Annotated in this window: 10 protein-coding genes; all 10 read right to left on the bottom strand. The window is 65.9% G+C overall.

From position 1 onward, the window contains the following. Window positions 1–52: 52 nt before the first annotated feature. Window positions 53–1,501 (bottom strand): peptidylprolyl isomerase, encoded by a 1,449-nt coding sequence (locus tag FKZ61_RS24230; RefSeq protein WP_141609001.1) that lies wholly within the window; start codon window positions 1,499–1,501, stop codon window positions 53–55. 44 nt (window positions 1,502–1,545) lie between these two features. Further along, window positions 1,546–2,592, bottom strand: a complete 1,047-nt coding sequence (locus FKZ61_RS05130; protein WP_141609070.1) for an MraY family glycosyltransferase — start codon at window positions 2,590–2,592, stop codon at window positions 1,546–1,548. A 108-nt stretch (window positions 2,593–2,700) separates the two neighbouring features. Then, window positions 2,701–6,339 (bottom strand): tetratricopeptide repeat protein, encoded by a 3,639-nt coding sequence (locus tag FKZ61_RS05125; RefSeq protein WP_170199289.1) that lies wholly within the window; start codon window positions 6,337–6,339, stop codon window positions 2,701–2,703. Between the two features lie 95 nt (window positions 6,340–6,434). After that, entirely contained in the window at window positions 6,435–7,502 is a 1,068-nt protein-coding gene (locus FKZ61_RS05120; RefSeq protein WP_141608999.1) for a Gfo/Idh/MocA family protein, read from the bottom strand. Window positions 7,503–7,666: 164 nt separating this feature from the next. Further along, window positions 7,667–8,920 (bottom strand): glycosyltransferase family 4 protein, encoded by a 1,254-nt coding sequence (locus FKZ61_RS05115; RefSeq protein WP_141608998.1) that lies wholly within the window; start codon window positions 8,918–8,920, stop codon window positions 7,667–7,669. Between the two features lie 9 nt (window positions 8,921–8,929). Further along, complete coding sequence (locus tag FKZ61_RS05110; protein ID WP_141608997.1) at window positions 8,930–10,096, bottom strand: glycosyltransferase family 4 protein; 1,167 nt, start codon at window positions 10,094–10,096, stop codon at window positions 8,930–8,932. Beyond that, window positions 10,096–10,869, bottom strand: coding sequence for a class I SAM-dependent methyltransferase (locus tag FKZ61_RS05105; protein WP_170199287.1), 774 nt, complete (start codon window positions 10,867–10,869; stop codon window positions 10,096–10,098). The genes FKZ61_RS05110 and FKZ61_RS05105 overlap by 1 nt, the downstream gene beginning before the upstream one ends. A 141-nt stretch (window positions 10,870–11,010) precedes the next feature. Continuing rightward, complete coding sequence (locus tag FKZ61_RS05100) at window positions 11,011–12,147, bottom strand: glycosyltransferase family 4 protein (RefSeq protein ID WP_141608995.1); 1,137 nt, start codon at window positions 12,145–12,147, stop codon at window positions 11,011–11,013. Beyond that, entirely contained in the window at window positions 12,144–13,442 is a 1,299-nt protein-coding gene (locus FKZ61_RS05095; RefSeq protein ID WP_141608994.1) for a glycosyltransferase, read from the bottom strand. Before FKZ61_RS05095 ends, FKZ61_RS05100 begins: the two co-directional genes overlap by 4 nt. Then, complete coding sequence (locus FKZ61_RS05090; RefSeq protein ID WP_141608993.1) at window positions 13,426–14,691, bottom strand: glycosyltransferase family 4 protein; 1,266 nt, start codon at window positions 14,689–14,691, stop codon at window positions 13,426–13,428. Before FKZ61_RS05090 ends, FKZ61_RS05095 begins: the two co-directional genes overlap by 17 nt. Window positions 14,692–14,709 lie beyond the last annotated feature (18 nt).

Raw genomic sequence — 14,709 nt, 5'->3', positions numbered from 1 at the left:
TGGGAGCCAGGCAGGGCAAACGCTGATGGGCAGCGAAAGGATTACCTCCCCATCACTCGGCCGCTGCGTCCGACGTGGTGATGGTGATGGACTCGATCACGTCTTCGGTGGTGAGTTCGTTGAGCAGTTCCAGCCCATCCGTCACCTGGCCGAAGAAGCTGAACGTGTTGTTGGCCTCGGCCGGTGGATCGATCAGGGCGATGAGCAACTGGCTGCTGCTGCTCATAATCGTGCCATCGGCCAGGCGTTCATACGGAATATACGTCAACGCGCCGATGCCAGCTTCGATGTCGGTGCCCACTTCTGCAGCCAATTTATACCCGGCATCGTTGAGCGGATTGTTATCCGGCACCCCAATGATGATGGAATCATCCGGCCGGACCAGGGTGATGGGGGTCTGGTCGTAGAAGCCCAGATTCACCAGGACCACGAAGTTGTTGACGGCCACCGGCGCTTTGTCCGCGTAGAGCTCCACCGTCAGGTCCCCCTTGGTGGTGCGGATCACGGCGCCGTAGCGTTGGGCCGGGTCGATGACCATCTCGGGCGGAATGTTGAAGTAGTTGGCCCGTTCGGCCGGATCCAGCTGGGCCAGGGGGCGCTCACCCTCCAGGCTGGTGGGCGCGAAGGGCGTCGGCGTCGGCGTCGGCGTGGGCGTCGGCGGCGACGGGGTGGGCGTGGGCAGGATGCTGCTCTCGCTCTCCTCGATGATCACCGTGTACAGGGTATCCCCCTGGATGTCCGCCTGCTGGATGGGGTCGCGGCGGGTGAGCTTATCCAGCACGTCGGCGCCCTCAATCACCTCGCCGAAGATGGTGTGCTGGCCGTTGAGCCACTCGGTGGGGGCGAAGGTGATGAAGAACTGGCTGCCGTTGGTGTTGGGGCCCCGGTTGGCCATGGCCAGCAGGCCGGGGCGGTCGAAGTTCAGGCCGGGGTAAAACTCGTCGGCGAACTCGTAGCCGGGACCGCCGGTGCCGGTGCCGGTGGGATCGCCGCCCTGGGCCATGAAGCCGTCCAACACCCGGTGAAAGATGGTGTTGTCATAGAAGCCCTGGCGGGCCAGGAAGACGAAATTGTTGACCGTGTTGGGAGCCCGTTTGGCGAAGAGCTGCACCTTGATGTTGCCCCGGTCGGTGACAAAGGTGGCGTAGTAGTACTTGTCCGGGTCGATCTCCATAGGCGGCGGTGCGTCGTACATGTCCACCCGCTCGACCGGGGGGATCTCGCTGACGGGGCCCCGCTCCAGCCCTTCGGGCGGGGGGACCTTCTCGGCGGCCGGCGCTTGGGCCTGGGGCGTGGCCGCGGCCGGAGCCTCCGCCGGCGCCCCTGTCGGGGTGGGAGTCGGCTGGTCGGGGGCAGGCGTCTCAGCGGCCGCGGGGGCCGGCGTTGCCGGCGGCGCGGTCTCCTCCTGGTTGCGTCCACAGCCAGCCAGGAGCAGGGCGCCCATCAGGGCCAGGGCCACCAGGAGGCGGGAGGACAGGAAGATGGGGGCGCGACGTCGCATGGGCGACCCCGCCGGAGAAGAAGTCGGGTATGTCTTGTGGGTTTTCAATTTGTGGAATTACTCCTTGCCAATGGGGCGGCGGTATCGCGCTCGCGAACCCCGCCATTGCGAAACTCGAGCCACCACAGGCCGAACAGCGCCACCAGAACGACGGCACTCCCTACGATCAGGGCTTCGGCCGGGGTGGCCTGGGTGATGAAAACGGACGTAAGCCCTGCTGCACCGGCGATCAGGTAGCAAAGCAGGACCGCCTCTCGTCGGCTGCCGGTCAGCAGGGCCAACCGGTGGCTGAGGTGATCTTTGCCAGGGGTCGTCAAGGGGTTCTTCCCGCGGCGCAGACGGCTGACGAAGACGAGGGTGGTGTCAAAAATGGGCAACGCCATGACCAGGACGGGAATCATCCAGGTGATGGTATTGCTGTTGGAAGGGAAGCGTAACTTGATCCCGACCGCCGCCAGCAAGAAACCCAGGAACAGGCTGCCCGTATCGCCCATGAAAATATGGGCCGGGTTCCAATTATAAACCAAAAAGCCCGCGCACGCACCTGCCAACGCGGCCGCCAGCGCGCCCACCAGGTATTGGCCGCTCATGGCGGCCAGGAGGGTGAAGTAGATGGCTGCGATCATGGCGATGCCGCCCGAGAGGCCGTCCATGTTGTCCAGCAGGTTAAGGGCGTTGGTGATGCCCACCACCCACACGGTAGTCAGCACCAGGTCAAACCAGTTGTTGAACAGGCGTACCTGGACCCCGCTGTAGATGAGGATGAAGGCGGCTGCCAGCTGTCCGCCCAGCTTGATGTAACTACCCACGCCCCAGCGGTCGTCGGCCACGCCCATCAGGCTGACCAGGGTTGCCCCCACGAAGATGCCCACCACCTCGTGGACATAGCGCCGGTCGCCGAAGAAGATGAGCACCAGGGCGAAGGCCACGTAGATGGCCACGCCGCCCAGGAGGGGCACAGGGGTGGTATGGATCTTGCGGGCCTGGGGCTGATCCACCACCTTCAGGCGGAGCGCCAGTTGCCGCACCAGGGGCGTCCCCCCCATGGCCACAATCAGGGCGCTGGCCGCCAGGAGCAAGTAGGCGCTCATCACATCGCTTTTCATCGGCTGGTGCCCTTTCAGCGGTTATCCGGTGAGAGGCCCATGGACTGGAACCGAACAGCCTTTCGGTAGCTCATAGATGCTCTGCCTGCTATCTTAACTGCCTGCGCTCAGGGCCTGGATGAAGGCGCTGATGCTGGCCTTCTGATCCTCCGGGGCCAGGGACAGGGCCTGATTGGCAAAGGCCAGTGCGTTTTCGGTCTGCCCCACCTGGTTCAAAATCTGGGCGATGGCCAGGGGATGCCGGTAGTTGTCCGGTTCCAGGGCGGCCAGCGCCTGCAGCACCTCCACGGCCTTGTTCCAGTTGCTCTCGGCCGCGTAGAGGCTGTAGAGGGTGTTCAAGGTCGCCACGTCATCGGGCTGGAGCGCACGTATCTGCTCATAGTGAACGATCACCTGGTCGTTCTGGTTCGCCGCCTGATAGAGCTGAGCCGCCAACTGGTGCAACTGAACCAGCTCCGCCGTGCTGTTGGGGTTGGTGGCGGTGATGGCCTGGTTCACCCATCGAATGGCCTCCTCAGTCTCTCCCAGATCGCGATAGAGCAGGGCCAGGTTGCGCATGGCCCCCGCGTTGAAAGGCTGTAGCTCCAGCACCTTCAGGTTGGCGTCGATGGCCCCCTGCAGATCCCCCTGGCGAGCTAGCATCACCCCCAGGTAGCTGTAGAGCTGGGCGTTGCGCGGGAGCTGTTCGATGCCCTGGCGCAGAAGACGGACGGCTTCGTCATAGGCCTGGCGGCGGTCGTAGAAATCGGCCAGCAACAGGTAGGTCTGATCGTACTTCTGATCCAGGGAAAGGCTGTGGAGATAGGCCTGCTCGGCCAGCTCATCCTCGCCCCGAGCCTGGTGGGCGTTGCCCTTCTCGTTCCAGAGGTGGGCGGCGTTGGGGCTGAGCTGGACGGCCATGTCGTAGTGGGCGATGCTCCGGTCCAGCATCTCCTGGCGCACGGCCGGATCCGTGGCCAGGTCCGCCCAGGTCCGATAGAGTCGCGCCAGGTTGGCGGTGTGATCGGTGTTCAAGGGGTTCACCCGTTGGGCCTGGCGCAGCACCACCTCGGCCGCCCGCAGCAGCTCCCCCTGGCTCATCTGGCTGACCATCTGGGGCGTCAGAGACAACACGTCCTCCAGGCGGGGCTGGGGAGGCAATTGCACGCTGCCTTCCGCCGGTGCCCGTTTGGCCTGCTCCAGCAGGCTGCGCCCCAGGAAGAGCATGTAGTGGTCCTCCGTCTTGCGGACGGCCAGGGCCCGGCGGTAGAGCTCGATGCTGCTGAGCCAGTTGCCCTGCTGGTCGAACTGTTGCCCCTGCTTGTAGATAATGTCGGCCTTTACCAGGGCCACGTTGACGCTGCTGATGATGGCGAAGATGATCACGGCCAAAACGGTGCCCGCAGCCAGGCTGACGGCAGCCCGGCCGGCGGTAGGCACCCGGGCATCCCGCAGCCAGGGCCAGGCATAGACGCCGCCGGCCACCAGCATCCAGGCCGCCACCAGCCAGGTGTAGAGGGCGAAGTGGCCGGCCACCATGTTCAGCTGGCTGTCCAGGTCCGTGCCGGCCGCGCCGGGCACCAGCCGCGCGCCCTGGATGCCTCCGTAGATCAGCCAGCCACCCCAGACCACCCCGGCGTGGAGCAGATAGCCCCGGAGCCACCAGCCCATCCCCGGCATCCGGCGCCGCTGGAGGGCTTCCGCAGCCAACCCCAGGGTGGCAGCCACCAGCCAGGTGAAGAGCATGAGGAAGAAGATGGCCGGGCTGGAGACCATCACGCCTCCTTCGTTCCGCTGTAAGATACTGCTGAAGAGGATGCCGAAGGGGTTCGTCGAGCCCTGGGCATTGGTGGTGTAGATGAAAACAAAGGTGAGGAAGATCAGCAGATCCACCATCACCGTGCCTGGCAGCGCGGGGAGGGCTTCCTCCCGACGTGCCGCCGCCCTGGGACGTGCAGGCCGTCGCCGCCGTCGCCTGCCTCGGGCATCCTGGGCCGGCTCCGGCTCTGCTTCCGCTTCCTCGGTCTCGGGCTCCAGCTGCCAGGCGAGGGCGCCGGTCTGGGCCCAATTCATGCCCAGGACCAAGAGCAGGGCCAGCTGAATCCAGAAGTAGGTGCGGGTGGCGGCAATGGCGATGCCGAAGTGAATCTCCACGAAATGGGCCACCACGGTGGCCAGCAGGGCGATGATCAGCAGCTGGCGGGCCACATCCCGCTGCCCTTCGCCTCCCACCTGGGGATGCAGATAGGCCGCCACGGTGACGTAGATGCCCAGGCCCAGCATCAGGCCGGCCGGCAGGGCAACGCCGAAGAAGCGCCAGCTTTGGTCAAAAAAGTAGAAAAACACCACCGCGCCGGCGCCACAGGCCAACAAGAGCCCGCCAAAGAGCCAGGTGTCCCGCCGGTTGACCAGCAGCCCCAACCAGCGCAGCGCCCAGTAGAAGATGGAGATGAAGAGGCTCATGTAGGCCAGAAAGCCCAGGATGCCGGTGATGACCAGCGAATCCCACGTCTCGTTGTGGGAGCGGTCCGGGCTGGCGTTACGGGCCTCCACGTGGGCCAGATCCGGCGGGTAGAAGGGGTTGTAGGCAATCCACATGGCCTCCGGCCCGTAGCCCACCAATGGGCGCAGCACGTTCACGGGATCGGCGTGGCCATCCGGGTAGACCAGGGGCTCGTGGGGCGCCACCATCCTGGCAGCCCCTTCCCAGATCAGGACACGCACCTGGGCGGTCACGCTTTCCAGGTCCAGGATGGTGCTGAGGCGGCGCAGGGAAGGCACCGCGTGGACCGCGTTGAAGAGGGTGGTGGTGTTGAGCAGGACCAGGAAGAGGGCGCCCGCCACGCCCAGCCCTACCCAGCCCAGGGTCAGGCCCCGGTAGTAGCGGGGGCGCAGCCCCGTAAAGAGCAACAGGCCAAAGACGTAGATGCCCAGGAGAAGGCCCAGGAGGGGACCGCGGCTCTGGGTCCAGAAGATGGCCAGCAGTTGCACCAGCAGGATAAAGAGATAGGCACCGCCGGCCAGGGCCGTGGCCATGTCTTCCGCCTCGGCCACCCGATTCGGCTTATAGCCCAGCAGGTGGGCGAAGCTGCTGTAGATGCGCTCCAGGGTGAAGAAAAAGGCCATGATCAGGTAGGCCGACAGGAAAATGGCGTTGCCGGCATTGGCAGCCACCCGGGTGGTCACATCACCGCCCCAGGGCAGGGGATCGATGCCGTAATGCTGGATCACGCCGTAGATGGCAATGGGCAAACTGGTGACGATGATGGCGTGCTGGATGCGCCGGATCTGCACCGCCTGGCGCAGATGGGCCATGGTGAGCAGGGCGATGATGATGTAACTGTAGTAGGTGTAGGTGCCCTGAAGCCGCTGATAGGATCCCCACCAGCTGACGTAGGGAGCCACGCTGAAGAGGGTGCTCAGTAGATAGGCCACGACCAGCAAGGCGATGGGCAACAGAAAGGGCACCCGTACCCATCGGCGCCAGAAGGGTTCTGCCGCTTCACCCCCTGGCTCGGCCTCCCCGCCCGAGGCCAGCGCAGCCGGCAGCCAGAGCGGCCCGCCGTTGGCCACCTTCACCAGCCAGGCCAACAACATGACCAGGGCGATGGAGCGGATCAGGCTGATCTTGTCCGGCTCGAAGACCCGGCTGGAAAAGACGTTGAAGAAGAGGGGCGCCACCACCAACGCCGCCAGCCATCCGGCCTCGATGATAGCCTCACACCAGTAGTCAAGTTTGCTCTTGTGGTTCATGGAGTTCATCACGCCAACTTTGTCAGCTCGAAGGGTTCGCGGCGATCCAGCTCTCAACAGACACCCACCAATCGTACCCCAGGCCGATCGATGGGTCAAAACGGGTGACCGGCCTGCCGATTCCCTAAATCGCTCCCCTCATCTCCTGCCAGCTGCACTTCCTGCCCCGTCCGGGCCGACTGGTAAATGGCCAACACCAGGGCCAGGGATTTGCGCGCCTCTAGCCCTGGCGTGCCCGGGGTGCGGTCATCCCGTACCGCCAGGGCAAAGTCCCGGATCACCTCCCGGTGGCTGTAGCCGTAGACCGACGGCGGATCCACCCGCTGGCTGGTGAGGATCTCCGCCTCCTGTTCCAGCTGGCCGTCCACCTTCCAGAGGGTGATCCGATTCAGCGCGGTGCCGCCGATCTTCACCGAGCCCCGCGCGCCGAAGACAGCCACCGACCCCTCCAGGTTTTGGGGCCAGGTCAGGGTGGAGCCCTCGATGGTGCCCAGCGCGCCGCTGGCAAAGCGCAACACCGCGACGCCCACGTCCTCGGCTTCCATGCGGTGGGCCAGGGTGGCGGTGTAGGCGTATACGGAGCGCACCGGCCCCATGAACCACTGCAGCGCGTCGATGTGGTGGATGCTCTGGTTCATGAGCGCGCCGCCGTCCATGGCCCAGGTGCCGTGCCATTCGTCCTCGTAGTAGGATTGGGGGCGATACCAGCGGACGCAGGCGTTGCCCAGGTAGAGGGGCCCCAGGCCGCCGGCGTCGATGAGGCGGCGCAGCTCCTGCATGGGCTGGTTGTAGCGGTTCTGGAGCACAACCCCCAGCTTACGCTTCTGGGCCTCGGCCGTCTCGATCATGCGGTCGGCGTCCTCCAGGCGTAGGGCGATGGGCTTCTCCACCAGGACGTGTTTGCCGGCCTGCAGGGCATCCAGGGCGACGGGGGCGTGCAGGCCGCTGGGCACGCAGATGCTCACCGCGTCGATGTCCGGCCGTTCCAACAGGTGACGATAATCGGTGTAGGCGTCGGCGCCATATTCCTCGGCAAAACGGCGGGCCCGGTTCTCCTTCACATCCGCCACCGCCACCAGCCGGGTTTCGGGAAGCTGCAGCAGCGATTGGGCATGGCGCGGGGCCACCCGGCCACAGCCGATCAAGCCAAAACGCACAGTCATCAGGATCTGTTCACTCCTTTGTTGAGGTTGGCAGGACAAAAGGGCCCATTCGGCGGTTCGTTCATGGGCATCTTCCGTGGATTGGCGTGCCAATCCGCCGCCCATTATGCCGCCCTGGCAAGTTTCAGCCAAAAATCTGCCCGATGCGCAGCTCGTCGCTGCGCCTACGACGGGCGACCCGTCAGGGCTGTGATCAGCTCGTGATAGCGCCGGACCACGGACGGCCGCGCGTGATGTTCGACCACGTACTCCCGGCCGGACTGTCCCATGGCCGCCGCCTGGCCCCGCTCCTGATAGGCCCGTTCGATGGCCTGGGCCAGCGCGTGGACGTCCTCCGGCGGCACCACCCAGCCACACCCTGCCTGCTCCACCACCCACGCCAGCTCCGTATCCGGATCCGCCGCGGCCACCACCGGCCGCGCCGCGGCCATGATGGTGTAGATCTTGGATGGGAAGGTGTCCTGGGCCATGCCCCGCTTCAGGGGCACCAGGCAGAGGTCGGCCGTGGCGTAGATCTCCGGCACCCGTTCCCGAGGCTGGTAGGGCAGCAAGGTCATGTTGGCCAGGCCCTGGGCCTGGATCTGGCGGGCCAGCCAGTCGAAGCGGGCACCGCCGCCGATGATCAGAAAGTGAAGGTCAGGCAGATGGGTCAGCCGGCGTGCCGCCTCCAGCACGGTCTCAAAACCCTGGGTCAGGCCGATATTGCCGGCATAGAGCACCACAAACTTGTCGTCCAGGGCCAGCTCCTGGGAAAAAGTGTTCTGGCGGGGATGCGGCTGGACGAAGTCCACGTCCACAAAGTTGGGGATGACTGCCAGCCGGGCCGGGGGGACGCCCTTCTGCAGGAGATCCCGGCGAAACCACTCGGAAATCACCGCTACCCGCCCCGCCCGGCCATAGACGAAGCGCTCCACCCCCTGCAAAAGGCGGATCAGCAGCCGATTGCGCAGCACCCCCAGCTTGACGGCCACGTCCGGGTAAATTTCCTGGACGTTGTAGATGAACGGCGCACGATGGCGCAGGGAGAGCAGCCAGGCATGGAGCCCGATGGTCAGAGGCGGCGACGGCGCAAAGATCACGTCGGCCCGGGGCACCAAGAACCAACCCACCCACAGGCCGAACAGGTGATAGCGCAGGTAGTCCAGCGCCCGCAGCCAGATGCGACTCCCCTTGGGCGCCACCTGCACATGGAAGACCTGGATGCCAGAAAGCTGGCTCTCCTGGACCCACCGTCCCCAGCGAGGCCGCAGGGGCTGGCGGGCCAGCGCCTTCTCTTCCAGGTTGTAGTGGGGCGTGGTGGTGATCACCGTCAGCCGATGGCCCTGGGCCTGCAGTTCCTGGGCCAGTTCGGCCATGAGCACCGCGGTGGAGAGGCTGTCGGGCGTGAAAAAGTAGGAAACGAAGAGGATATGGGCCATGAATCAGAATCACACATTGGCTAGCAGTTCTTCCCAGCGGTTCAAATGGCGGTCCAGGGAAAAACGGGCACGAAACAGTTCCAGGCCGGCCAGAGCCAGACGCAGACGGGTCGCGTCATCTTGGGCCAGACGCACCAGGGCATCGGCCAGGGCATCGGGAGCAGCCTCCGCCAGCAGGATGGCCGTCTCGGGGCTGAGGGTACTGGGGATCTCCCCCTGCCGGGTGGTGATGATGGCGCAGCCGCTGGCCAGGGCTTCCAACAGAACCAGGGGCTGGGCTTCCACCGGATAGCGGGTGGGCAACACAAAGACATGGCTCTGGTGGAAGAGTGCCTCCTTCTCCCGGCCATAGGCTCCTTGAATCCAGCGCACCTGGCAGCGGCCGTGGCCGTTGATCGCGGCCAGGCGGGCCTCGATCCAGCGGCTCGCCTCTGCCACCGAGCGGAAACGCCCATCCTCGTCCGAAAGGACAACCTGGCCACAGAGGACCGCCTCCACAGGTCGAGGCGTCCGCTGCCCCAGAAGCGCCAATGCCGCTAAAAATTCGGGATAGCCTTTACTCTCCAACAAGTTGCTCAAAAACAAAATCCGGAGGGGTTCTTCCGCTGCCAGGGCCTGTTTCCGACGACATGCTTCAGCGGAAATGGGAGGCAGGGCGCAGGTATTGTCCACGTGGGCAACCCTGTCCGGGGGCACCCCCAGGCGGACCAGGTGCGCCTTCTGGCGTTCCCCCAGCACGGTGACCCGACTCGCCGCCGCCAGGATGCCCCGCAGGATCCGGGCCTGCCGGGATCCTGGCGCCCATTGGGTGAAGAGATCGCCATGCAGGGCCACCACCGCCCGGCCCGGCCGCCTCAGGGCCCGCCGCAACAGCAGCGCCAGCCCGTCCCGTATCATGGCAAAGGATGTCTGCCCCAGGTTGACGCAGAGGATATCCGGGCTCAGGGCCGCCGCCAGGGCCCGGAGCTCTGCAGGCACCAGGCGCAGAACCAGCCCCACAGCCTGCCATCGTCCCTTCCCGTCCGCGGTTCGGGGAAGCAGGGGCATGGTCAGCACCCGGACGGACCATCCCCGCTGGCGGAGGCCCGCCACCAACAGTTCCGACGCCAGCCGCTGGCCGGTCAAATGGGGGCCACAGCCGTAGATACAGGTGAGCTGCCCTTTCGGCCCGCCCATCACCCTGCCTCCGGCGCCAGCCGTGCTCCAACATACTCGCCCACCAGGCAGACTTCTCCGCTGAGCAGGGTTGGCCACAGGTTGCGCAACCTGGACAGCCGGCGGCCAATGCCCAGCCGACGTCGGGGTTGAAAGCCAGCCACCTGGTACAGGATTTCCAGCTGCCGGTACGTAAAGTAGTGGAGGTGCCCGCCGTCCAGCAGTTCCGTCTCATGGGGTTTCTCCCGAAAACCATGGTTGCCGTGGAGCGGCAGACTGGTCACCGGTGCCCGGCCCAGCAGGAGGCGCAGGCGGTGGGGCAGATAGGCCACGTTGGGCGTCACCGTCACCAGTTGGGTGCCCGGCCGGGCCAATTTGGCCAGGCTGGCCATGGCCTGAATGACATCGGGAATATGCTCGATCACGTCGGCCCAGAGGATCACGTCAAATGGCTCGGGGTTCAAGGCCAACAGATCTTCCAGCGTGCCGGTGACGATCTCCACGTTGGCCAGGTGGGCCAGACGTTGTCGGGCAGCCTGGGCCCGGTTCGACGAGAGCTCCGTACCGACCACCTGGTCATACTGAGGCGCCAGGGTGGCCAGCACGACGCCAGAGCCACAGCCTACTTCCAACAGCCGTCCCCCTGGCCGGGCCAGGTACACCAACGCCTGGTTACGGTCCCGGGGATATCCATGGACGCAGATGGGCGACGGCGGAATGGGCGCCCCAGATTCTGGAGGGGCTCCATAAAGCCGGTCATATTTCCGCCCCAGCTGACTGTCATCCCGGTTCATACCCATCCATCCCTGGCCTGCCATGTCACCCCTGGGTCTACCGGAAAAGGCGTTCTATCACCCCAGTGGCGCTGAGAATTGCAAAAAAACTTCTTGCGCAATCTGTGTGCATCCGTGAAACCGATGATTGATGCAACGAAATCATCCCTGGCCCTGTCTGGCGGTCTGCGCCAGGGCCTGTAAAAAGCGCGCCACCATGACGTCCACGTTGAAGCGGGTGCGGACCACCTCTTGGGCAGCCTGCCCCATGCGCCGCGACCGTCCCGGATCATCCAGCAGGGAACGGACGGCTTCCGCCAGGCTCGCCACGTCTCCCGGTGTAAAGACCAACCCGTTGACGCCCGGTTCCAGGGCCGCGATCTCGGGCATCTGCTGGGCCAGGTCTCCGTGGGTCACCACGGGCAAACCATACCCGAAGGCATGCAGAAGCGTCAAGCCGATGGCGCCCGGGTGGATCAACAGCCGGGCGGAGAGAAACCAGGGTGCCAGGGCCTCCTCGTCGTACAGCGCACCCACCCACACCACCAGGTCCTCCACCTGGTGGGCCCGTACCAGCCCGGCCAACGCCTCCCGGGCCGGGCCGTCCCCGATGACACACCAGCGGAGGTCGGGATAGCGGCTCCGCAGCCGTGCCAGGAGGGGAGGCACCAGGTCGAAGCGGTTCTTCTCCACCAGCCGGGCACAGGAGAGCAACACCGGACGCCCCTCCAGGCCTCGCGCCTGCTGCCAGGCGGTCAGCCGCCGGACGGGCCAGCGGGCGATAGCCTGCTCGATGCGGTCCTGGTCCAGGCCATTGTTCAGACCGATCACCTGGCGGCCCGCCAGCACCGAACGCTGCAGTGCCTCCGCCTCCCGGTCGGTGTAGACCAGGATGGTGTCGAACTGGCGCCACCAGCGTAAACGGAGGCCCTCGGTCCAGGGCGGGGCGCCCGCGGTATGGCCCTGCCCCCAGATGATCACCGGTTTGCCCAGCCATCGGAAGAGGGTAGCCCACAGAACAGTCGAGAGTAGCCGGGGGTTGCCGTAGAAGACGAGCACGTCGAAATCGCGCCAGAGGCGCATCACCGGCAGTCGCTGCCAGACCACCCCATGTTCGCTGCCCCACGCGGCCAGCCGCTCCACCTTGCAGGGAACCCGGTCGTGGACCAGGGCAAGGTTGAAGCCGGGGAGGCGATCCTGGCAGAAGAGGACGAAGTCGTGCTCCGGCTGCTGGCACAGGCGCTGGTAGAACGCCAGCCGGTAACTGGGTACCACGTTGGTGACGATGGCCACTTTCACGGTGATCCGGCCTCCAACCTGCCGAGAATCCGGGAAAAGATACGGTGGGCAAAAGCCTCGCCGTGATGGGCCAGGCCCCAGGCCCTGGCCACCTGAGGCTCAAAGTCCGGCGGCGCGCCCTCGACCACAAAGCGGGCGAGGGCCGCGGCCAGGGCCGCGGGCTCGCCGCACTCCACCGCCAGCCCCAAACGATGCTCCCGGACCAGGGCGCCCACCAGGCCATAGTCGGAGGCCAGCACCGGCCGGCCGGCGGCCGCGGCCCGTACCAGTTGCCCGCTCATGCCCACGTGGCGCTGGTAGGGGATCAAGACCACGTCGGCCAGGTGAAACAGGGCCTGAACCTGCTCCTCGGGCAGATAGCCGGGTTGATTCACCACCTGGAGGGGCAACTGTTGGCAGAGGGCCTGAACCGCCTGGGTCAGGCGGGCTTCGTCGGATGGCTCCTGGCGGCCGGCCAGGAGCACCGCGGTGCGCCGGGCCACCTCTGGCGACAGCAGCCCCAGGGCCGCCAGCAGAGGTTCCACCCCCTTGCGCCGCCAGTTGTCCATCCCCCGGAAATCACCAAAAAGAAGAAAGACCTGCCGGCCGGATTCCAGCCCCAGGCACTGCTTCAAGGCCTCCACCTGGGCTTCCTCCACCGACGGCACCCGCACGGGATCCGGCACGTGAACGACCTGCTGCCCGTGGGGATCCAGGGATTCGGCCGCATACGGATCCAGGCAGAAAAGGCAAGCCAGGGATGGATTGGCCAGGGCTGCCCGGATCAGGGCCTGTTGACGCCACGCCCGCAGCCGCTCCTGCCAGGAGAAACGGTGGCCGGTCAGCCCCTCATAGTGGAAGGTGGGGCGAAAGTAGATGCCGGAGACGGGACAGGGAGCCCGGCGCTGCAGGGCCAGGGGTAGCTGGTGGTGGTCGGCATACATCAACAGGCAATGGTCCGCGGCCAGCCGGGTGGCATAGCGGATAGCCAGCCGCCATCGGGCCATACTGGCCTGAACCAGACCTGTCGCCTGCCGCATCTCGTCCACCTCCTGGGGCGCCAACATGACCCAGGCCAGGGTGGGTGCCGAAAAACGCCGGACCAGATCGCCGTGTTGGTCTGCGAAGGCGGGCGCCGTCACCACGGAGAGGCGAGCAGGCGGGTAACCGTCCTGAGCACGGCGGGTCAGCTCCAGCCAGTGGGTGAGCAGATGGTCCAGGTAGTCGGCATGATGGCCGCCCACGTCTGGCTCGAAGAGGAGGAGATGGGGCAGCGGGCGGTCCATGGCGGGCATAGACTCAGGCGGCGTCGACATGGGAAGATTCCACCAGCTGCTGATACAGGTCCAGATAGCGCTGAGCCTGCCGTTCCAGGGTAAAGTCTGCCTCTACCCTGGCCCGAGCCCGTTGGGAGAGCTGCTGCCAGCGCAGCGGATCGGACAGGACCCACTGGATGCCCCGGGCCAGATCCTGGCTGTCCAGTGGACGGGCCAGATAGCCGTTGCCCTGATGTTCGATCATATCGGGCATGCCGCCGATCTCAAAAGCCACACAAGGGGTGCCGCAGGCCAGGGCCTCCAACACCGTGTTGGGCAGGTTATCCTGGACCGAAGGGGCAACGAAGACGTCGGCGGCGGCGTAGAGCAGTGCCAGGCTGACGTCGTCATGGAAGGCCCCTACATCGTGGACGGCCAGACCCTGGGCCACTGCCTCTCGCTCCTGATGGGCCCCAAAGATCACCAGCGCCACCTGCCGGGAGTCCAGGTGGGTGGTCAGATGCTGGAGGGCTTCCTGAAGGTAGGCAAAGCCTTTGCGGGGATCCCCGGTGCTACGCATGGCGCCAAAGAGGATCAGCTGGCGGTCCAGAGGCAACCCCAGGGCCTGGCGGGCGAAAGCCTTGTCGTGGGGCCGGAAGACCGCCGTATCCAGGCCGTAGGGGATGACGTGCACCGGCTGGTCGGCGAAGAGCGCACTCTGGCGAGCGCATTGGGCCAGCCAGTGGCTAGGAGTCACCACATGGATCCTCCGGGGTGCCCAGGCCCGGTTCTTCCAGTGCCAGATCCAGCGGCTCAGATCGGCCTCGTGGCTGGAACGGAGTTGGGGACAATGGCCACAGCGCTGGCGATAGCGGCCACAGCCACCGTCATAGTGGCAGCCGCCGGTGAAGGCCCACATGTCGTGTAGGGTCCAGACCAGGGGGCCAGGGATGCGGGCCAAGGCCGCGATGGGCAGGAAGCCCACGCCCACCCAGTGGAGGTTGACCACGTCGGGGGCGGCCTGCCGGATGCGCGCTCCAATGCCCGTGGGAAGCCAGTTGAGGCTCCACTGGTTGCGGCTGCGTCGGGGGTAGAGGGCCAGAGGCAATGGATCCAGATGGGGAACCAGCTTGCCCCAGATGCGGGCCAGCAGGCCAGAAGCCGTGAAGACCGCCGGATCGTTGCTGCTTTTCTGGTGCACCAGCATGCGGGAGTGGACGCCCAGGCGGCGCAGGCCCAGGTGCAGACGGTAGGCGGCCCGGGGAGCCCCTCCCTGGAGGTCAAAGGTACTCAGGTGCAGGACGTTCAACGACAATTCCTTTGCGCT

It is taken from the genome of Litorilinea aerophila, from assembly GCF_006569185.2.
In the GTDB taxonomy this organism is placed as follows: domain Bacteria; phylum Chloroflexota; class Anaerolineae; order Caldilineales; family Caldilineaceae; genus Litorilinea; species Litorilinea aerophila.
The sequence above is the reverse complement of the archived record's forward strand: the minus strand, read 5'-3'. Positions and strand labels throughout refer to the sequence as shown.

Excerpts from the sequence above, each read along its gene's own strand:
- FKZ61_RS05120 (WP_141608999.1), bottom strand. The coding sequence starts at position 7,502 with ATGACTGTGCGTTTTGGCTTGATCGGCTGTGGCCGGGTGGCCCCGCGC.
- FKZ61_RS24230 (WP_141609001.1), bottom strand. The coding sequence starts at position 1,501 with ATGCGACGTCGCGCCCCCATCTTCCTGTCCTCCCGCCTCCTGGTGGCC.
- FKZ61_RS05105 (WP_170199287.1), bottom strand. The coding sequence starts at position 10,869 with ATGAACCGGGATGACAGTCAGCTGGGGCGGAAATATGACCGGCTTTAT.
- FKZ61_RS05130 (WP_141609070.1), bottom strand. The coding sequence starts at position 2,592 with ATGAGCGCCTACTTGCTCCTGGCGGCCAGCGCCCTGATTGTGGCCATG.
- FKZ61_RS05110 (WP_141608997.1), bottom strand. The coding sequence starts at position 10,096 with ATGGGCGGGCCGAAAGGGCAGCTCACCTGTATCTACGGCTGTGGCCCC.
- FKZ61_RS05095 (WP_141608994.1), bottom strand. The coding sequence starts at position 13,442 with ATGTCGACGCCGCCTGAGTCTATGCCCGCCATGGACCGCCCGCTGCCC.
- FKZ61_RS05115 (WP_141608998.1), bottom strand. The coding sequence starts at position 8,920 with ATGGCCCATATCCTCTTCGTTTCCTACTTTTTCACGCCCGACAGCCTC.
- FKZ61_RS05125 (WP_170199289.1), bottom strand. The coding sequence starts at position 6,339 with ATGAACCACAAGAGCAAACTTGACTACTGGTGTGAGGCTATCATCGAG.